Origin of the sequence: Streptomyces sp. NPDC007917, from assembly GCF_042959105.1 — a bacterium.
Taxonomy (GTDB): Bacteria; Actinomycetota; Actinomycetes; order Streptomycetales; family Streptomycetaceae; genus Streptomyces.
The window spans coordinates 260,314-280,090 of the sequence record NZ_JBIBKK010000011.1 but is presented as its reverse complement, the minus strand read 5'-3'; the positions used below and the strand labels follow the sequence as shown (position 1 = coordinate 280,090).

The 19,777-nt window shown below is 72.4% G+C and carries 16 protein-coding genes; 6 read left to right on the top strand and 10 right to left on the bottom strand.

From position 1 onward, the window contains the following. Positions 1-40 precede the first annotated feature (40 nt). Entirely contained in the window at positions 41-1,288 is a 1,248-nt protein-coding gene (locus ACFZDL_RS24035; protein ID WP_353592379.1) for a serine hydrolase domain-containing protein, read from the top strand. A gap of 57 nt (positions 1,289-1,345) precedes the next feature. On the opposite strand, the gene ACFZDL_RS24030 is transcribed toward ACFZDL_RS24035, so the two are convergent. Next, complete coding sequence (locus ACFZDL_RS24030) at positions 1,346-3,067, bottom strand: glycerol-3-phosphate dehydrogenase/oxidase (RefSeq protein WP_353592378.1); 1,722 nt, start codon at positions 3,065-3,067, stop codon at positions 1,346-1,348. 256 nt (positions 3,068-3,323) lie between these two features. Here ACFZDL_RS24030 and ACFZDL_RS24025 point away from each other — a divergent pair, with 256 nt between their 5' ends. Next, positions 3,324-4,595: a nucleotide sugar dehydrogenase gene (locus ACFZDL_RS24025; protein ID WP_353592377.1), complete on the top strand. Its 1,272-nt coding sequence runs from the start codon at positions 3,324-3,326 to the stop codon at positions 4,593-4,595. A gap of 110 nt (positions 4,596-4,705) precedes the next feature. On the opposite strand, the gene ACFZDL_RS24020 is transcribed toward ACFZDL_RS24025, so the two are convergent. Both ACFZDL_RS24020 and ACFZDL_RS24015 read right to left on the bottom strand, forming a co-directional pair. After that, on the bottom strand, positions 4,706-6,988 hold the full coding sequence (locus ACFZDL_RS24020; protein ID WP_353592376.1) for a DUF6049 family protein: 2,283 nt from the start codon (positions 6,986-6,988) through the stop codon (positions 4,706-4,708). Between the two features lie 125 nt (positions 6,989-7,113). Continuing rightward, complete coding sequence (locus ACFZDL_RS24015; protein WP_353592375.1) at positions 7,114-8,334, bottom strand: rod shape-determining protein; 1,221 nt, start codon at positions 8,332-8,334, stop codon at positions 7,114-7,116. A 389-nt stretch (positions 8,335-8,723) separates the two neighbouring features. On the opposite strand from ACFZDL_RS24015, the gene ACFZDL_RS24010 reads away from it, so the two are divergent. After that, the gene (locus ACFZDL_RS24010; RefSeq protein ID WP_353592374.1) at positions 8,724-9,395 is read left to right on the top strand and encodes a hypothetical protein; all 672 of its coding nucleotides are present in this window, start codon (positions 8,724-8,726) and stop codon (positions 9,393-9,395) included. Positions 9,396-9,484: 89 nt separating this feature from the next. Here the strand turns inward: ACFZDL_RS24010 and ACFZDL_RS24005 are convergent, their stop codons facing one another. The 4 genes from ACFZDL_RS24005 to ACFZDL_RS23990 form a co-directional block, all read right to left on the bottom strand. Next, on the bottom strand, positions 9,485-10,612 hold the full coding sequence (locus tag ACFZDL_RS24005) for a GuaB3 family IMP dehydrogenase-related protein (RefSeq protein ID WP_014178842.1): 1,128 nt from the start codon (positions 10,610-10,612) through the stop codon (positions 9,485-9,487). Between the two features lie 58 nt (positions 10,613-10,670). Continuing rightward, positions 10,671-12,173 carry an IMP dehydrogenase gene (gene guaB / locus ACFZDL_RS24000; protein WP_353592373.1) on the bottom strand — a complete coding sequence of 501 codons (1,503 nt, stop codon included), beginning with the start codon at positions 12,171-12,173 and terminating at the stop codon, positions 10,671-10,673. A 100-nt stretch (positions 12,174-12,273) separates the two neighbouring features. After that, a complete protein-coding gene (locus ACFZDL_RS23995; RefSeq protein WP_346173333.1) occupies positions 12,274-12,885 on the bottom strand; it encodes a sigma-70 family RNA polymerase sigma factor in 612 nt (203 codons plus the stop codon). 324 nt (positions 12,886-13,209) lie between these two features. Then, complete coding sequence (locus ACFZDL_RS23990) at positions 13,210-13,821, bottom strand: response regulator transcription factor (RefSeq protein ID WP_003948568.1); 612 nt, start codon at positions 13,819-13,821, stop codon at positions 13,210-13,212. Between the two features lie 388 nt (positions 13,822-14,209). Here ACFZDL_RS23990 and ACFZDL_RS23985 point away from each other — a divergent pair, with 388 nt between their 5' ends. Continuing rightward, a complete protein-coding gene (locus ACFZDL_RS23985) occupies positions 14,210-14,530 on the top strand; it encodes a WhiB family transcriptional regulator (protein WP_014178839.1) in 321 nt (106 codons plus the stop codon). Positions 14,531-14,652: 122 nt separating this feature from the next. On the opposite strand, the gene ACFZDL_RS23980 is transcribed toward ACFZDL_RS23985, so the two are convergent. Beyond that, entirely contained in the window at positions 14,653-15,621 is a 969-nt protein-coding gene (locus tag ACFZDL_RS23980; protein ID WP_353592372.1) for a LysR family transcriptional regulator, read from the bottom strand. A 165-nt stretch (positions 15,622-15,786) separates the two neighbouring features. Here ACFZDL_RS23980 and ACFZDL_RS23975 point away from each other — a divergent pair, with 165 nt between their 5' ends. Together ACFZDL_RS23975 and ACFZDL_RS23970 are read left to right on the top strand one after the other, a co-directional pair. After that, complete coding sequence (locus ACFZDL_RS23975; protein WP_353592371.1) at positions 15,787-16,503, top strand: MOSC domain-containing protein; 717 nt, start codon at positions 15,787-15,789, stop codon at positions 16,501-16,503. Between the two features lie 48 nt (positions 16,504-16,551). Then, positions 16,552-17,397 (top strand): SDR family NAD(P)-dependent oxidoreductase, encoded by an 846-nt coding sequence (locus ACFZDL_RS23970; RefSeq protein ID WP_353592370.1) that lies wholly within the window; start codon positions 16,552-16,554, stop codon positions 17,395-17,397. 107 nt (positions 17,398-17,504) lie between these two features. On the opposite strand, the gene groL is transcribed toward ACFZDL_RS23970, so the two are convergent. Together groL and groES are read right to left on the bottom strand one after the other, a co-directional pair. Next, positions 17,505-19,127, bottom strand: coding sequence for a chaperonin GroEL (gene groL, locus ACFZDL_RS23965; protein WP_353592369.1), 1,623 nt, complete (start codon positions 19,125-19,127; stop codon positions 17,505-17,507). Positions 19,128-19,218: 91 nt separating this feature from the next. Continuing rightward, complete coding sequence (groES, locus tag ACFZDL_RS23960; protein WP_353592368.1) at positions 19,219-19,527, bottom strand: co-chaperone GroES; 309 nt, start codon at positions 19,525-19,527, stop codon at positions 19,219-19,221. Between the last annotated feature and the right edge of the window lie 250 nt (positions 19,528-19,777).

Genomic DNA, 19,777 nt, shown 5'->3' with positions numbered 1-19,777 from the left:
CCGAAGAAATCCGACGAACAGCCGACGAAAGGGCTCCCAGATGCCGATCCGCGCCCCGGGGCGGACGAGGCGGGGCCGCGGGTGGGCGGCGGCGCTCGCGATGGCGGCGCTCCTGGGCGCCGCGATCCCGGGCTGCGGCGCCCCGGCGGACCCCGGCGCGGCCCCCGCGCCCGGCGCGGCGACGGTCCGGCACTCCGGCGGACGGAACCCCGAGACGGCCCTGCGCGCGGCCGTAGGGCGGCTGGCGGCCGAGGGCCGGGCACCGGGCGCCGCCGCGCTCGCCCTGGACGACGGAGGGACGCGCTTCGCCTCGGCGGGGCTCTCGGATGTGCGCACCGGCCGGCGAATTCACCAAAGCGACCGCTTCCGCGCGGGCAGCATCACCAAGACCTTCGTCGCGGTGGTCATCCTGCAGTTGGCCGAAAAGAGACGGCTCGGCTTGGGCGACACGGTCGAGGAGCACCTTCCGGGGCTGGTGCGCGGCCATGGCAACGACGGCCGGAAGATCACCCTCCGGCAGCTTCTCACCCATACCAGCGGTCTGTTCGACTTCGCCGGCGACCAGCGCGTGGCCCGTCGGCTGTCCGGCCCGCCGGGCGCCTCCCCCCTGACGCCACGGCAGCTCGTACGCGTCGCCGTCGCCCACCGCCCGCGGTTCACGCCCGGCACCGGGTGGCACTACTCCAACACCAACTACGTCCTGCTGGGCCTGGTCGTCGAGAGCGTCACCGGCCGCCCCTACGCCGCCGAGACCGGGCGCCGCGTGCTCACCCCGCTCGCCCTGCGCGGCACGTCCTTCCCCGGCGCCCGCACCACGCTCCCCGCCCCGCACGGCCGCGCCTACGTTGCCCAAGACGGCGCCCGCCGCCATCGCACGCCCCGCGGCCGGACGCCCCGCGACGGCACGCCCCACGACCGCGCCTTCCGCGACGTCACCGACCTCGACCCGTCCTCGGCGGGCGCCGCGGGCGAGGCGATCTCCACCCTCGACGACCTGGCCCGCTTCTACGCCGCACTGCTGCGCGGCGATGTGCTGCGGCCGGCGGCGCTGCGGCGGATGCGCGACACCACCGCCTCCGACGGGTGGTACGGGATGGGCCTCTTCCCGGTGCGGCTGTCCTGCGGGGTGACGCTGTGGGGGCACAACGGCCGGATCAGCGGCTCCTACGTCCAGGCCGTCGCCACCCCGGGCGGCCGCCATGTGCTGGTCTACCGCCTCAACAGCGACGCGAGCCCGCCCTCCGCGGCCGGGCGGGACCTCCTCAAGGCCGAGTTCTGCCGCACCTGACGCGCCGCGCGCACCCCGCAAGCCGTCTCTCAGCACTCAGAGCTCAGAGCTCAGAGCTCAGAGCGGGATGATGTCCGGCGCCCCCAGCCGGGCCGCGTCCGCCGTCAGGTCGTCCGGCTGGAGCTGTGACTCGCGCTCCGCCTCGACCCGCTTCTCGTAGTGCTGGACCTCCTTGTCGGTCTGCTCCGCCCCCCAGCCCAGCACCGGCGCCATCAGCTCGGCGGCCTCCCGCGCGCAGCGGGTGCCCCGGTCGAAGGTCTCGATCGAGATGCGGGTGCGCCGGGTCAGGACGTCGTCCAGGTGCCGGGCGCCCTCGTGGGAGGCGGCGTAGACGATCTCGGCGCGCAGATAGTCGTCGGCGTAGGCGAGCGGTTCGCCCAGGGAGGGGTCCTCGGCGATCAGCTCCACGATCTCCTCGGCGAGCGAGCCGTATCGGTTCAGCAGGTGCTCGACGCGGGCCACGTGCAGCCCGGTGCGCCGGGACATGCGCGCCCGCGCGTTCCACAGCGCCTGGTAGCCCACGGCGCCGGCCAGCGGCACCTCCTCGGTGACGCAGGGGCCGACCCACTGGTCGAGCCCGTGCACCGCCTCGTCCACCGCGTCCTTGGCCATGACCCGGTACGTGGTGTACTTGCCGCCCGCGACCACCACCAGGCCCGGCGCGACATGCGCGACCGTGTGCTCGCGCGAGAGCTTGCTGGTGGCGTCCGACTCGCCGGCCAGCAGCGGGCGCAGCCCGGCGTACACGCCCTGGACGTCGGCGCGGCTGAGCGGGACCGCCAGCACCTCGTTGACATGCTCCAGCAGATAGTCGATATCGGCGCTCGACGCGGCCGGATGGGCCTTGTCCAGGGCCCAGTCGGTGTCGGTGGTGCCGATGATCCAGTGCCTGCCCCATGGGATCACGAACAGCACGCTCTTCTCGGTGCGCAGGATCAGCCCGGTCGTGGAGTGGATCCGGTCCTTGGGCACGACGAGGTGGATGCCCTTGGACGCCCGTACGTGGAACTGGCCCCGCTCCCCGACGAGCGCCTGTGTCTCGTCCGTCCACACCCCGGTGGCGTTCACCACCTGGCGGGCGCGGATCTCGACATCGGCGCCCTCCTCGCCCGACGGGGTCTCCATGTCGCGCACCCGGGCACCGACGATGCGCTCTCCCTCCCGCAGGAACCCCACCACCCGCGCCCGGTTGGCGACATGGGCGCCGTAGGAGGCGGCGGTGCGCACCAGCGTGGTGACGAAACGCGCGTCGTCCATCTGGGCGTCGTAGTACTGCAACGCCCCGACCAGGGCGTCCTTCCGCAGACAGGGCGCGACCCGCAGCGCACGCCGCCGGGTCAGATGGCGGTGCCCGGGCAGCCCGCGGCCGTGCCCGGAGGAGAGCGACATGCCGTCGTACAGCGCCACGCCGGTGCCCGCGTACAGGCGCTCCCAGGCGCGGTGCTTGAGCGGATACAGGAACGGCACCGGCTTGACCAGGTGCGGGGCGAGCCGCTGCAGCAGCAGCCCGCGCTCCTTCAGCGCTTCCCGGACGAGGGCGAAGTCCAGCATCTCCAGATAGCGCAGACCGCCGTGGATCAGCTTGCTGGACCGGCTGGAGGTGCCGGCCGCCCAGTCCCGCGCCTCGACCAGGCCGGTCTCCAGGCCCCGGGTGACGGCGTCCAGGGCGGTCCCGGCCCCGACCACCCCGCCGCCCACGACCAGCACGTCCAGCTCCTGGTCCGCCATCCGGGCCAGTGCCTCGCGGCGCTCGGCCGGCCCCAGTGTCGGTGTCCTCACCGCTGCCTCCCGTGGTGATCGAGACGGTGATCGAGATCACAACGTTCGTGAACGATTTTCCTGGCTTTCCCTCCGTCACGCCATGCCGGTGCGCAGTCGGCGCCGGGCCCTGTCCGTAACGGCGCGCCGCAACACCGCACCCCAACACCACCCATCAATACTGAATACGAGTCATATTTCCGCTTAGTCTGCATTCATGCCATTTCGCGCTATTCTGCGCCATCCGGAATCGCCTCGGAAAGGTCGGCACGAAGTCATGCCCGCAGATCTCGCCGTCATCGGACTCGGCCACCTCGGCATCCCCCTCGTCCAGGCCGCCACCGCCGCCGGCGTCCGCACCCTCGGCTATGACCCCGACCCCGGCGCGGCCGCCGACCTGCGCGCGGGCAGGCTGCCGTCCGGGGCCTGGGACGGCGCGCTGTCGGCCGCCGATCTGCGCCGGATGGCCGCCGGCGGCTTCCGGACCACCAGCGATCCCGCCGAGCTCGGCCGCGTCCACACCGCCGTGATCTGCGCCCCGACCCCGCTCGGCGCGGACCGGACGGCGGGCCTGTCGGCGGTGGGCGAGGCCGCCCGCGCGCTGGCCGCGCAACTGCGCCCGCACACCACCGTCGTGCTCGAGTCCGCCGTGTACCCCGGCACCACCGAAGAATTCCTGCGGCCGATCCTGGAGGACGGCTCCGGGCTGCGGGCCGGGCGCGACTTCCACCTCGCCTACTCCCCCGGCCGGCTCGACCCCGGCAACCGCGCGTACGGCTACGCCAACACCCCCAAGGTCATCGGCGGGCTGACCCCCGCCTGCACCGAGGCGGCCGCCACGTTCTACGGCCGGCTCTCCGAGAAGGTCGTACGCGCCCGGGGCCCGCGCGAGGCCGAGACCGTCAAGGTCCTGGAGACCAACTACCGGCACGTCAACATCGCCCTGGTCAACGAGATGGCGATGTTCTGCCAGGACCTCGGCGTCGACGTGTGGGACGTGATCCGCTGCGCCGAGACCAAGCCGTTCGGCTTCCAGGCCTTCCGGCCGGGGCCCGGCGTCGGCGGCCACGGCGTGCCGATCGCCTCGGACTGCCCGCCGTACGGCGGGCGCGGCCCCGGCCGTCCGCTGGCCATGGTGGAGCTGGCGCAGCAGGTCAACGGGCGGATGCCGGGCTATGTCACCCGGCGCTGCGCGGCCCTGCTCAACGAGCACGGGAAGTCGGCGCGGGGGGCCAGGGTGCTGCTGCTCGGGGTGAGCTACAAGCCCGATGTGGGCGATCAGGAGGGCGCACCGGCCCGCGAGATCGCCTCCCGGCTGATGGAGCTGGGCGCTCAGCTCAGCTTCCACGATCCGTTCGTGGCGCGGTGGCGGGTGCTCGGCCGGCCGGTGCCGCGCGCGGACGCGCTGTACGAGGCGGTGGCCGACGCGGACCTGACCGTGCTGCTGCAGCACCACCGCAGCTACGACCTGCAGGGCCTGGCCGTGAAGGCGCAGCTGCTGCTGGACACGCGCGGTGCGAGCCCGGCGGGCACGGCGTACCGGCTCTGAGCCGTACTCCGAGCCCCGCGCCGTACCGGCTACCGGCTCCGAGCCCCGCGGCGTACCGGCTCTGAGCCGCCGCGCCCGTAAACCCGCGTCACCCCCGTACGCCCGGCGGCTCAGGGCCGGTGGCCGGTACGGCGCGGCGGTTCACCCCCGCGCGCACGCGCCCGGCGCAGCCGGAACGCCGCGGCGAGCATCATCAGCCCCACCCCGCCCGCCACGAACGCCACCGCCCCCGAGGGCACCGAGCGGACATCGGCCGTGAAGGTGATCGGATGGCCCCAGGGCCTGCCGTCGGAGCTGGTGTAGAGCTGGGCGGTGAGCCGCACCGGCCCGTTGGCGTGCGCCCGCACCCGGACCCGTACCGTACGGCTGACCGCCCGCGACGCCCGCACCCCGACCGCCCGGTCGACCGCGCCAAGCCGCTCCGGCCGGCTGGAGGCCACCCGCAGCTCCACTCCGGTGAGGTCCTGCTGCAGCCCGTTGTCGACCGTGACCGGGATGGTCGCGGACTGTCCGGCGACCGTCACCGTCGATTTGGGCACCAGCCGGACCGAGCCGATCGAGGCGGACAGATAGCGGCTCACACCGCGCCGGTACGAGCGCCCGCCCGCCGGGTCCCCGCGCCAGCTCGTGGAGACCGCGCGCGCCATCGCGGCGTGCGCGGAGGCCGTGGTGCCCCGAGGATCGGACAGCACCTTCGAGAGGGTGCTCAGCCGCCGCTGGTCCCGGGCGACCACCGCCAGCGAGCGGGCGGGCAGCTCGGAGGCGCGCAGCGCGACCGGGTAGCCCCCGGCCTCACGCAGCTCCCCCGGCTCCGGGTCGCGCGCCGCCTCCTCCAGCCGGGACGGCTCCAGCCAGCCCGCCCCCAGCCCCTCGGACACCGCCTCGGACACCGCCCGCGCCGCCCCGGCCGACATCCGGCGCGGAGGGACGACGGTCAGGGCGCGCGGCGCGTACGGCAGCTCCCGTACGGCCGTCAGGCTCTCCGCGAGCAGCCGCTGCCGCAGCCTCAGCAGGAGCGGCGCGCCGGCCGCTCCCGCGCCCGGCCGGCTCTGGGCCAGCAGCGAGGCGACGGTCGAGTCGTACGTCAGGGCGGTCATCCGCTCGCCGAGCGCGACCGCGCGGTCGTCCGTGGCCCCGGCGGTGACCAGCGCGCCGGAGGAGCGGCGCACCCCGTCACCGGAGGCCAGCACCGTCGTCAGGCCGAGCCGCTCGGCGTAACCGGCGATCCCGGCGTCCACCGCGCCGCCCGTCGGCCAGGCCACATCGGCGCGGGCGGCGGTGTCCAGCTCCCGGTCCACCACGTCCCTGCCCGCCCGGGACGCCCGGCGCAGCAGCCCCGCCAGCGCGTCGCCGTCGCGCCCGCCGCGCGCGAGCGAGGCCAGGTCGGGGTCCGCGTACGGCAGCGCGACGACGTCCTGGCCGTGCACCGCCCGCCTGAGCGCGGCCAGCCAGGCCTCCGCCGCCCGCCCGCCCCTGCCCTCGGTGGTGTGCCGGGGATCGGTGGCGCCGGGGGTGCGGGCCACCCGGTAGCCGTCCGCCATCGCCCGCGCCTGCGCCACCAGGTCCGGGTCCACCACCCAGGTCACCGGCAGCCGCGCGCCCGTCTCGACCAGCCGCCGCAGCCTCCCGCCCTCGGCGAACGCGGCGGCCAGCGCGTCATCGCGGAACACCGGCCGCACGCTGCCCGGGGTGCGCACGGTCAGCGCCTCCATGCGCGGGGTGTCGGTGATCGGCCACAGCACGGTGGTGCGCAGCGGCTCGTACGCCATGCCCTCCGGATAGACCGGCAGAAAGGTACGGGTCAGCCCGAGGACGGACCCGTCCGCGCGGGCCACGTCCACCGTCAGCCCGTACGCCCCCGCGCCGCCCGTCCCCAGCTCCGCCGCCGGAACCCGCAGCCGGAAGTCGCGGCCGGCGCCGGGGGCGAGGGAGGGGAGCCGGTGGACGCGGCCGGAGATCTCCTCGCCGTCCGCCCGGGTGAGGTCGGTGCGCCCCGCCGCGACGGCCAGGCCGCTGCGCGTGCCGAGCGCCACCGGTCCGGTCCGCACGCCCACATGCGCGCCGGTGACGCGGTACCGCGAGTGGTTGACCACGGTACCGCTGAGCGTGAGCCAGCCGTCCTGGCGCCGCAGGACGGCTGGGCTCATGGACGCCAGCCGGACGGTCACGGCGTACGAGCCCCGGTGACCGCCGACGCGGCCGTGACCGTGAACGGGCCCACGACCGGGGCCATGGCCGGGGCGGGACGGGGTGGCGCGGGAGTTCTCGTACGAGGGCCCGGCCGCCGCCGCTACCGGCGACAGGGCCGGCCTGACCAGGGCCGCGCTCAGGACCGCGCTCAGGGCGGCGACCACCGCGACGATCGCTCGCGCACATCTCCCGTCGCGTGCCACTACCGCCACCTCGACGTCGGTCCGTACCGCCCCCGTGGGCGGACGCGGTGTCACCAGACCACCACGGGCGGGCCCCTGCCGCACGTCCAAGGGCCCCGCCCGAGCGGGCCTCCCCGGACCCGGCGTCAGCCCCGCGCGGTGGCCAGCCCCCGGGGCCGGGCGTCCAGCACCGTGCGCAGCGACGCGAAGTCCTCGACGCAGCGGCCGGTGCCGAGGGCCACACAGTCCAGCGGGGCGTCGGCCACCAGCACCGGGATGTCCAACTCGCGGCTGAGCCGGACGTCGAGGCCGCGCAGCAGCGCCCCGCCCCCGGTCAGCACGATGCCCCGGTCCATGATGTCGCCCGCCAGCTCCGGCGGGGTCTCGTCCAGGGTGGACCGCACCGCCGCGATGATGCTGTCCACGGGCTCGGCGAGCGCGTGCCGCACTTCCTCCGCCGTCAGCTCCAGAACCTTCGGCAATCCGGTGACCAGGTCGCGGCCGCGGATGGTGCAGCGGTCCGGCGGCTGCAGCGTCTGCGTCTGCTCCGGGTCGGCGGCCTTGTCGAGTCCGTCGCCCTTGTCGAGCTTGTCGGGCTTGCCGGGCGAAAGGCGCTCGCCGCCCCGGGCGGCGGACACCACCTCCACATTCCGCTCAGGCCGCCGGACGGAGGACCCGCCGCCGGGCGCGGACCAGGCGCTGACCGGGGTGGCGGAGCCGATGCTCACCTTGATCTCCTCGGCGGTCCGCTCCCCGATCGCCAGGGCGTACCGCTTCTTCACATGCGTGGCGATCGCGGCGTCCATCGCATCGCCCGCCATGCGCACCGAGCGGGCGGTGACGATGCCGCCCAGCGAGACCACGGCCACCTCGGTCGTGCCGCCGCCCACGTCGACGACCATGCAGCCGGTCGGATCGCTCACCGGCAGCCCCGCGCCGATCGCCGCCGCCATCGGCTCCTCGATCAGATGCACTTGGCGCGCCCCGGCCTGTGAGGCGGCCTCCGTGACCGCGCGCCGCTCGACGCCCGTGATGCCGGAGGGCACACACACCACGACGCGGGGGCGGGAGAGCCGGCGGCCGCCGGTGACCTTCCTGATGAAGTGCCGCAGCATCCGTTCGGCGATCTCGAAGTCGGCGATGACCCCGTCCCGCAACGGGCGGACGGCGACGATGTTGGAGGGGGTACGCCCTATGGTCTCCTTCGCCTCGGAGCCGACCGCCAGCACGCTCCCGTCCGTCGTGCTGACCGCGACGACTGACGGCTCATTGAGCACGATTCCCCTGCCCCGTACGTACACCAGGGTGTTCGCCGTGCCGAGGTCGATACCGACATCACGTCCCGTGAACGTCTTGTTCTGCGCCATAAGTTGACATTATTGCTTATGCCGGATTCTTGTCCGCCGCCGATGCCGATCGGGCACGCGCCCTCGCGCGGCGCGACCACTGCTACCGTGCGTTCATGATCATGTGACAGGAGGGAGACCCCGCAGCGGAACGCCATCGGACGCTGCGCCGTTTACAGGGGTGGAGAGTTACCTCGACGACAAACACGTCACGGATTAGTGGCTGTCAAATCACCATAAGGACGGACAGGTTGTCTCTGTCCGGTCGCAGGCGTGTCACGGACGACAGACACGACTTGTCTGATTGTCGTGCCCGGCTGTTAGTTTTATGGCTCGAACTCTTCGTCCGCGCTCCCATCAGCAGAAATCCCCGGAGTGCGGATCATCACCTTCATCCCCGGGGGATCTCCATGAGCCAGAACTGGCAGCAGCCTCAGCAGCCGCAGCCGCCCCAGCAGCCCGGTGGTTACGGCTACCCGGCCCAGCCGCCGCAGCCGCAGCCGCAGTTCGGCGGCCCGCAGCAGCAGCCGCAGTTCGCGGGCGGCTTCCCGCCGCCGGCGCCGCCGGCCGGCCGCCAGGGCAACCCCGCGGTCGCCGTCCTCGCCGCCGTCGTCGCCGCTCTGGTCGGCGCGTTCCTCTACGCCTTCCTGCTGAGCGCGCTGGCCGACACGGACGGCCAGGAGCCGAAGATCACCCAGTTCGCCTACGCCGGTGTCGCCGTCGGCGCGCTCGTGGGTTTCGTCATCGCCAAGCTGGGCGGCCGCAACCCCGCGCTGTGGGTGGTCGGCGCCATTCTGGCCCTGGTGGCGGTGTTCATCGGCGAGGTGTACGGCTACGCGATGGTCATGAGCGACTGGTTCGGCAACTTCGAGAAGGAGCTCAGCGCCGCCGGCATTGAGCCGCTGTCCGCGAACGAGATCTTCTTCAGCCACTTCAACTCGCCTGTGTTCGAGTCGGGCGGCCAGTCCTCCCCCAGCCTGTTCGACGCCTGGAAGGACGACGCCGACGCCGTGACCTGGATCTTCATGGCGCTGTCCCCGATCGCGGCGGTCTCCACCGCCTACCGCCTCAGCAACCGCTGACGCCGATGGCGCGCAAGCGCTGAGCGCGCCACCAAACGGGTTGGCCCCGACCGCATCGCGGTCGGGGCCAACCCGTTTCTGCTGAGCGCTCAGCGCTTGTCGTGCTGCGAGGGCGCCACCGTGACCTCGACCCGCTGGAACTCCTTGAGCTCCGAGTAGCCCGTCGTGGCCATCGCCCGGCGCAGGGCGCCGAAGAAGTTCATCGAGCCGTCGGGGGTGTGGGAGGGGCCCAGCAGGATCTCCTCCGTGGTGCCCACCGTGCCCAGGTTCATCCGCTTGCCGCGCGGCACCTCGTCGTGCACGGCCTCCATGCCCCAGTGGTGGCCCCGGCCCGGCGCGTCCGTGGCCCGCGCCAGCGGCGAGCCCACCATCACCGCGTCCGCACCGCAGGCGATGGCCTTGGGCAGATCGCCGCTCCAGCCGACGCCGCCATCGGCGATCACATGCACATACCGGCCGCCGGACTCGTCCATGTAGTCCCGGCGGGCGGCGGCGACATCGGCGACGGCGGTCGCCATCGGCACCTGGATGCCCAGCACATTGCGCGTGGTGTGCGCGGCGCCGCCGCCGAACCCGACCAGCACACCGGCCGCGCCCGTCCGCATCAGATGCAGGGCGGCGGTGTAGGTGGCACAGCCGCCCACGATGACCGGGACGTCCAGCTCATAGATGAACTGCTTCAGGTTCAGCGGCTCGGCGGCGCCGGAGACATGCTCGGCCGAGACCGTGGTGCCCCGGATCACGAAGATGTCGACCCCGGCGTCCACGACGGCCTTGGAGAACTGCGCGGTGCGCTGCGGGGAGAGCGCGGCGGCCGTCACCACGCCCGAGTCGCGCACCTCCTTCAGGCGCTGTCCGATCAGCTCTTCCTTGATCGGCGCGGCGTAGATCTCCTGCATGCGCCGCGTCGCGGTCTGCTCGTCCAGCTCGGCGATCTCCGCGAGCAGCGGCTCCGGGTCCTCGTACCGGGTCCACAGGCCCTCGAGGTTGAGGACCCCGAGACCGCCCAGCTCGCCGATGCGGATCGCGGTCTTCGGCGAGACCACCGAGTCCATCGGGGCGGCGAGGAACGGCAGCTCAAAGCGGTAGGCGTCGATCTGCCAGGCGATTGAGACCTCCTTGGGGTCCCGGGTACGACGACTCGGCACAACGGCGATGTCGTCGAACGCGTACGCCCTGCGGCCGCGCTTGCCGCGCCCGATCTCGATCTCAGTCACGTGGGTGCCTTTCGCTCTTCAGGTCTGCCGTCCCAGTATCCCTGCCCCTTCGTACGCGCTAACGAGAGGAGTAGTTGGGCGCCTCGGTCGTCATCTGGATGTCGTGCGGGTGGCTCTCCTTGAGCCCGGCCGCCGTGATCCGCACAAAACGGCCCTTCTCCTTGAGCTCCGCCACATTCGCCGAGCCGACATACCCCATCGACGCCCGCAGACCGCCCACGAGCTGGTGGGCCACCGAGGCGAGCGGGCCCCGGTAGGGCACCTGGCCCTCGATGCCCTCGGGCACCAGCTTGTCCTCGGAGAGCACATTGTCCTGGAAGTAGCGGTCCTTGGAGTACGAGCGGGCCTGGCCGCGCGACTGCATCGCGCCCAGCGAACCCATGCCCCGGTAGGACTTGAACTGCTTGCCGTTGATGAACACCATCTCGCCCGGGGACTCCTCGCACCCGGCCAGCAGGCTGCCCAGCATGACCGTGTCCGCGCCCGCCGCGATCGCCTTCGCGATATCGCCCGAGTACTGCAGGCCGCCGTCGCCGATCAGCGGCACCCCGGCCGCATGGCACGCCCGCGCGGCCTCGAAGATCGCCGTCACCTGCGGCACACCGATGCCCGCGACCACCCGGGTGGTGCAGATCGAGCCCGGCCCGACGCCGACCTTGACCCCGTCCACCCCGGCGTCGATCAGCGCCTGGGCGCCGTCCCGGGTGGCGACATTGCCGCCCACCACATCGACCCTGATGTTGGACTTCAGCTTGGCGATCATGTCGAGGATGCCCCGGCTGTGGCCATGGGCGCTGTCGACCACGAGGAAGTCCACCCCGGCCTCGACCAGCGCCTGCGCCCGGTCGTACGACTCGTCCCCGACGCCGACCGCCGCACCGACGATCAGCCGCCCGTCGGCGTCCTTGGCCGCGTGCGGGTACTTCTCGGCCTTCACGAAGTCCTTGACGGTGATCAGGCCCTTGAGCACGCCCGCGTCATCGACCAGCGGCAGCTTCTCGATCTTGTGGCGGCGCAGCAGCTGCATCGCGTCCTCGCCGGAGATCCCGACCTTGCCGGTGACCAGCGGCATCGGGGTCATGACCTCACGGACCTGACGGCCCCGGTCCGTCTCGAAGGCCATGTCACGGTTGGTGACGATGCCGAGCAGCTTGCCCGCCGCGTCCGTCACCGGGACGCCGCTGATCCGGAACTTTCCGCACAGCGCGTCCGCCTCGGCCAGCGTCGCGTCCGGCCGGACCGTGATCGGGTCGGTCACCATGCCGGACTCGGACCGCTTGACCAGGTCGACCTGGTTGGCCTGGTCCTCGATCGACAGATTGCGGTGCAGCACACCGGCGCCGCCCTGACGGGCCATGGCGATGGCCATCCGGGACTCGGTGACCTTGTCCATGGCGGCGGACAGCAACGGCACATTCACCCGGACGTTCCGAGAGACCCTGGACGAGGTGTCGACCGCGTTCGGCAGCACCTCGGAGGCGCCCGGCAGCAGCAGCACATCGTCGTACGTCAGCCCGAGCATCGCGAATTTCTCAGGCACTCCGTCGACGTTGACAGTCATGACACCCTTCCAATGGTCTTGCCCCAGCGCGGACTCCCATGCTAACGGGCGCGACTGGTGCCCCATTCCTCCCTGTGGAAAACGCCGTGGCCTGCCGAAACTACTGCTCGGCGAGCGCGCGCAGCCTGCTCAGGGCCCGATGCTGGGCCACTCGCACCGCCCCCGGCGACATCCCGAGCATCTGCCCGGTCTCCTCCGCCGTCAGCCCGACCGCGACCCGCAGCAGCACCAGCTCGCGCTGGTGCTCCGGGAGATTCGCCAGCAGCTTCTTGGCCCACTCGGCGTCGCTGCTGAGCAGCGCCTGCTCCTCGGGGCCGAGCGAATCGTCCGGCTGCTCCGGCATCTCGTCCGAGGGCACGGCCGTGCTGCCCGGGTGGCGCATGGCCGCGCGCTGCAGATCGGCGACCTTGTGCGCGGCGATGGCCACGACGAACGCCTCGAAGGGCCGGCCGGTGTCGCGGTAGCGCGGCAGCGCGCACAACACCGCGAGGCAGACCTCTTGCGCCAGGTCGTCCACGAAATGGCGGGCGTCGCCCGGCAGCCGCGACAGGCGCGTGCGGCAATAGCGCAGGGCGAGCGGATGCACATGGGCGAGCAGATCGTGGGTGGCCCGCTCGTCCCCCTCTGCGGCGCGCCGGACAAGGGCGCCGATGGCCCCTTGGGTCCCGGGGCCGCCGGCCTTCGGGGACCCCTGGGTCTCGTCGTCGCGCATCCGTCCATGGTGCCTTGGCGCCGTGGCTTCCGTGGCACCGCGTCCGTAGTTGTGCGCTGAAGCGTTATGAGCAGGTGCGCCGGCTGTCGTCACGTCCTGCGCTCTCCCCTCACGCCCGACCGACATGTCCCCGAGGAACTCCACACCTTCAAGGATGCGGCATCGCCCGGCGAACCAACATAAGCCGCCGCCCTTCGCCCCGCCCGCCACCCGCCGGGCGGGGACCGTCGGCCCCTTTTTCTGGGCTTTTACCTCCCCGGCCACCGCTGGGAGGTGCCCCCGTTCTGGCGCTACGGCTTCCCCTGGCCGGGGCCCGGGCCGGGACTAACGGACCAGACCCCAGCGGAAGCCGAGCGCCACCGCGTGGGCCCGGTCCGAGGCGCCGAGTTTCTTGAACAGCCGCCGGGCGTGGGTCTTGACGGTGTCCTCGGACAGGAACAGCTCACGGCCGATCTCCGCGTTGGACCGGCCGTGGCTCATGCCCTCCAGCACCTGGATCTCGCGGGCGGTGAGCGTGGGCGCCGCGCCCATCTCGGCGGAGCGCAGCCGGCGCGGCGCCAGCCGCCAGGTCGGGTCGGCCAGCGCCTGGGTCACGGTGGCGCGCAGCTCGGCGCGCGAGGCGTCCTTGTGCAGATAGCCACGGGCGCCGGCGGCCACGGCCAGCGCGACGCCGTCCAGGTCCTCGGCGACCGTGAGCATGATGATCCGGGCGCCGGGGTCGGCCGAGAGCAGCCGCCGCACGGTCTCGACGCCGCCGAGGCCGGGCATCCGCACGTCCATCAGAATCAGATCCGAACGGTCGGCCCCCCAGCGGCGGAGGACTTCCTCGCCGTTGGCCGCCGTCGTCACACGCTCGACGCCGGGCACGGTCGCCACCGCGCGGCGCAGCGCCTCTCGGGCAAGCGGGGAGTCGTCGCAGACGAGGACGGATGTCATGACCGCCCTCCGCAGCTGATGCGCGTCACCTTGAGCCTCCAGGCTGGTACATATCGTCACCTGTGCGATTGACAGCCTCGGACATCCGTCCGAGAGCTTTACCCATCAACCGCCTCCGCACTCTCAACGACGGTCACCCGAAAGAGTTACGGGGTCCAGCGGCCACCTTCGACACTCTACGTGAGGGAACGGACACAGAGCTGCTTCATCGCGGCCGCCGCGCCTCACCCCGACTTCCGCCCTCTTCGATGGCATTTGGCGACCTTGCTTCCAATTTGCCGGTCTCTGTGGCTAGATTCGCAATGAGTCATATTTACATCTACTTACACAGTAGGTGTACGACCCAGGACACAGCGTCCGCACCAGATCGCTTCGAGGAGATAAGGCAATGGCAGATTTCTCCCGTCTTCCCGGTCCGAACGCCGACCTGTGGGACTGGCAGCTCCTGGCCGCGTGTCGCGGGGTCGACAGCTCGCTCTTCTTCCACCCGGAGGGAGAGCGCGGCGCTGCCCGCAGCGCACGCGAGATGTCAGCCAAAGAAGTGTGCATGCGATGCCCCGTACGCGCGGAGTGCGCGGCGCACGCGCTGGCGGTTCGTGAGCCGTACGGCGTGTGGGGCGGACTGACCGAGGACGAACGCGAGGAGCTCATGGGGCGGGCACGCCACCGGGCTGTGGCCACCTCGGGCGCCGGAGCTCCCGGCGCCTGATCGCGCCCGCGATCACCACACACTGAAGAAACGTATCGGCACCGACCGTGGGCCCGGCCGCCGCCGCGAGCGGTCCCGTGGACGCCCCCGGACGCCCCTGGACGCCCGCGTTCAGCCGCCCGTCACGGCCGCGGTTCGCCTCGCGCCGCCGACTCCAGCCGCTCCAGCATCGCCGCCACCGCCGGGACCCGCGCGAGGTCCGGCAGAGTGAGCGCGACGACCTCCCGCCGCACGGCCGGCTCCACCTGCACCATCGCGGCCCCCTTGGCCCGTACGGACTCCAGCGCCAGCTCCGGCAGCACCGCCACCCCGAGCCCCGCCGCCACCAGCCCGATCACCGCCGGATAGTCGTCCGTCGCGAAGTCGATCCGGGGCGTGAAGCCCGCCGCCTCGCACACGTCCACCAGATGCCTGCGGCAGCGCGGGCACCCCGCGATCCACGGCTCCTCGGCCAGCTCCCCGATGCCCACCGCCCCGGCCCCCGCCAGCCGGTGCGCCTCGGGCACCACACCCACCAGCCGGTCGCTCAGCAGCGGCCGTACGACCAGGTCGTCCTTGCCCCACGGGCCCTCGGCCGGGCCGGCCGGCCCCTCCGCGTCCGCCGCCGGCTCCGCGCCGGCCACCGCCGGCTCGACCTCCGGGTAGCGGAAGGCCACGGCGATCTCGACGTCGCCCGCGCGCAGCAGCTCCACCGAGCGCGGCGGCTCGGCCTCCACCAGCGAGACCCGGGTCCCCGGGTAGTCCTTGCGCATCTCGGCGAGCGCGGTCGGCACCAGCGTCGAGCTGCCGCTGGGGAAGGACGCCAGCCGCACCCGGCCGGCCCGCAGCCCGGCGATCGCGGCGACCTCCTCCTCGGCGGCGGTCAGCCCGGCCAGGATCCCCGCCGCGTGCCGCACCAGCGCCTCGCCGGCCTGCGTCAGCCGCATCTCCCGGCCCGTACGGATCAGCAGCGGCGTGCCCGTGGACTGTTCGAGGGCCTTCATCTGCTGGCTGACGGCGGGCTGGGTGCAGCCCAGCTCCCGGGCGGCCGCGGAGAAGGAGCCCGTGGCGGCCACGGCGCGCAGCACCCTCAGATGGCGAGGCTCGATCATGCCTCGAGCATAAGCGACCCTTGGGTACAACCTGGAATATCGCGGCGAGGCTTTGACGGCCCACACCTGAGGCCGGAACCGGAGGCCGGAGCCGGGGGCCGGAACCAGGGGAGCCGGGGGTCGAAACCCTTCAACCGCGCCGCCGCGGTCCCTTAGCGTGCCGTCATGACCCGTATCCCCGAAGCCGGGCCCCCGGGCCCGCCGACCGTGCTCACCGTGAACCTCGGCCGCTTCAAGCCGGTCGAGTACACCGACGCCCCCTCCGGCGGCACCGGTATCGACAAGCGCCCCGCCGACGGACCGGTGCGGGTGGTGGCCCCGGGCCCCAAGGGCGAGGCCGGGAGCGGACTCGTCGGCGACACCGTCAGCGACACCCGCCACCACGGCGGGAACGACCAGGCGGTGTACGCCTACGCGCGCGAGGACCTGGACGCCTGGGAGCGCGAGTTGGGCCGCGAGCTGCCGAACGGCGTCTTCGGCGAGAACCTCACCACCCAGGGCCTCGAGGTGACCGGAGCCCGGATCGGCGAGCGCTGGCGGATCGGCCCCGATCTGCTGCTCGAAGTGGCCTCCGCGCGCATCCCGTGCCGGACCTTCGCGGCCTGGCTGGGCGAGGAGCGCTGGGTGAAGCGGTTCACCCGGGCCGCGGTGCCCGGGGCGTATCTGCGGGTCCTCGAGCCGGGCGAGATACGCGCCGGGGACCCGGTCGAGATCGTGCACCGCCCCGACCACGAGGTGACCGTCGGCTTTCTCTTCCGCGCCGCCACCACCGAACGCGCCCTGCTGCCACGGCTGCTCGCCGCGGGCGACGCACTCCACCCCGAATTCCGGGAATCAGCGCTCTCCTCCACCAGAACTCTTTCCATCACCCCGACGAACTGATCCGGACGAGTGCGCTCCGACCCCCGCCGTGGCCGCTAACGTGCGCGTATGACGACTGCGTTGATTACGGGAACCACGGCGGGCATCGGCGCCGCCTTCGCGAGCCGGCTCGCGGCGGACGGCCACAACCTGGTGCTGGTGGCGCGCGACGAGAAGCGACTGCGCGAGCAGGCCGCCGACCTCCACGACCGCCACGGGGTCGAGGCGGACGTGCTGCGGGCCGACCTGTCCGAGGACGACGGCATCGCGGCGGTCGAGGCGCGTCTCGGCGACCGCAAGCACCCGATCGATCTGCTCGTCAACAACGCCGGGTTCGGCAACAAGGGCCGCTATCTCGAGGTGTCCCTGGCCGACGAGCTGCGGATGATGAAGGTGCACTGCGAGGCCGTCCTGCGGCTCACCACGGCCGCGGCCGAGACCATGCGGGCCCGGGGCCGCGGCGGGGTGATCAACGTCGCCTCCATCGCGGCGTTCTTCCCGCGTGGCACGTACGGGGCCAGCAAGGCCTGGGTCGTGCAGTTCACCCAGGGCGCGGCGCGGGACCTGGCGAGCTCGGGGGTGCGGCTGATGGCGCTGTGCCCGGGGTTCGTACGGACCGAGTTCCACGCGCGGGCCGGGATCAAGCCGGACAGCGTGCCGAGCTGGATGTGGCTGGACGCGGACCGGCTGGTGACCGCCGCGCTCAAGGACTTCGCGCGGGGCAAGGCGCTGTCGATCCCCGATCCGCGGTACAAGGCCATGACGGGGCTGGCGAAGATCGCGCCGCGGGCGGCGGTCTCGGTCGTCTCGTCGAACGTCGGACGACCCCCCAAGGGACAGCCCAAGGGACAGCCCAAGGGACCGTCCAACGGACCCTCCAACGGACCCTCCAACGGACCGTCCAAGGGGCGCTGACCCCAGGTCCGGCACGGGCGGTGGGCCCGCCACAGCCCCGGAACGCATGAGGCGCGGCCACCCCCGCCAGGGGTGACCGCGCCGTGAGGGAGTGCGCGGTGGGCGCGTCAGTGCGCGTGACCGTGGCCGTGACCCGCGGCCTCGGGCTCCTCCTCGGCCGGCTTCTCGACCACCAGCGTCTCGGTGGTGAGCAGCAGGGAGGCGATGGACGCCGCGTTCTCCAGGGCGGAGCGGGTGACCTTGACCGGGTCGATGACGCCGGCCTTCACCAGGTCGCCGTACTCGTCAGTGGCCGCGTTGTAGCCGTGGCCCTTCTCGAGCTCGGCCACCTTGGAGGTGATGACGTAGCCCTCCAGGCCCGCGTTCTCGGCGATCCAGCGCAGCGGCTCGACCGCGGCGCGGCGGACGACGGCGACACCGGTGGCCTCGTCGCCCTCCTTGCCGAGGTTGTCCTCCAGCACCTTGACGGCGTGGACGAGCGCGGAGCCACCACCGGAGACGATGCCCTCCTCGACCGCGGCGCGGGTCGCGGAGATGGCGTCCTCCAGGCGGTGCTTCTTCTCCTTCAGCTCCACCTCGGTGGCGGCGCCGACGCGGATCACGCACACGCCGCCGGCCAGCTTGGCGAGCCGCTCCTGCAGCTTCTCGCGGTCCCAGTCGGAGTCCGTGGCCTCGATCTCGGACTTGATCTGGGCGATCCGGCCGGTGACGTCCTCGGACTTGCCGCCACCGTCGACGATGGTGGTGTCGTCCTTGGTGACGGTCACGCGGCGGGCGGTGCCCAGCACGTCCAGGCCGACCTGGTCGAGCTTGAGGCCGACCTCCTCGGCGACGACGGTGGCGCCGGTGAGGGCGGCCATGTCGCCGAGCATCGCCTTGCGGCGGTCGCCGAAGCCGGGGGCCTTCACCGCGACGGCGTTGAAGGTGCCACGGATCTTGTTGACGACGAGGGTGGACAGGGCCTCGCCCTCCACGTCCTCGGCGATGATCAGCAGCGGCTTGCTGCCGCCCTGGATGACCTTCTCCAGCAGGGGCAGCAGGTCCTGGATGGAGGAGATCTTGCCCTGGTGGATCAGGATGTACGGGTCCTCGAGGACGGCCTCCATGCGCTCCTGGTCGGTGACCATGTACGGAGACAGGTAGCCCTTGTCGAAGGCCATGCCCTCGGTGAAGTCGAGCTCCAGGCCGAAGGTGTTGGACTCCTCGACGGTGATCACACCGTCCTTGCCGACCTTGTCCATCGCCTCGGCGATGAGCTCGCCGACCTGCTTGTCCTGGGCGGACAGCGCGGCCACGGCGGCGATGTCGGACTTCTCGTCGATCGGGCGGGCGGTGGCCAGCAGCTCGTCGGAGACGGCCTTGACGGCCGCGTCGATGCCCTTCTTCAGGGCGGCCGGGGAGGCGCCGGCGGCCACGTTCCGCAGGCCCTCGCGGACCAGCGCCTGGGCCAGCACGGTGGCGGTGGTGGTGCCGTCACCCGCGATGTCGTTGGTCTTGGTCGCCACCTCCTTGACGAGCTGGGCGCCCAGGTTCTCGTACGGGTCCTCGACCTCGACCTCGCGGGCGATGGTGACACCGTCGTTGGTGATGGTCGGAGCGCCGAACTTCTTGTCGATGACGACGTTGCGGCCCTTGGGGCCGATCGTCACCTTGACGGTGTCGGCGAGCTTGTTGACGCCGCGCTCGAGGGCGCGACGGGCGTCCTCGTCAAACTTCAGGATCTTCGCCATGGGTTGCGTATGTCCTCTCGAACGAACCGCGCCCCGGCCCCGGTATGGACAGGGGCACCGGGGCGCGGCTCACAGGCAAAACTTCGGTGACTTACTTCTCGATGATCGCGAGGACGTCGCGAGCCGAGAGGACGAGGTACTCCTCGCCGTTGTACTTCACCTCGGTACCGCCGTACTTGCTGTAGAGCACGACGTCGCCGACGGAGACGTCGAGCGGGAGACGGTTGCCCTCCTCGAAGCGGCCCGGGCCCACGGCCAGGACGACGCCCTCCTGGGGCTTCTCCTTGGCAGTGTCCGGAATAACCAGGCCAGAAGCCGTGGTCTGCTCGGCGTCGAGCGGCTGGACCACGATGCGGTCCTCGAGCGGCTTGATGGCAACCTTGGTGCTGGCGGTCGTCACGATCCGACCTCCCCCTTCGGAGATCTCACGGGGTTAACTGTCTGAGGTGGCGACCAGGTGGATCCGTCGTCGCGGGTGCCGGACCTGCCCGTCGCTGTGTTTGGCACTCCTCGATGCCGAGTGCCAGCCACGACATTATGACGCGGTTAGCACTCAGTCAACCAGAGTGCCAAAGCGCCGGGGCGAAGCGGCGCCCCGGCGGCCCGGCGCGCCGCACCCCAGGCCGTCCCCTGCGGCGCCCCCGGCCGTC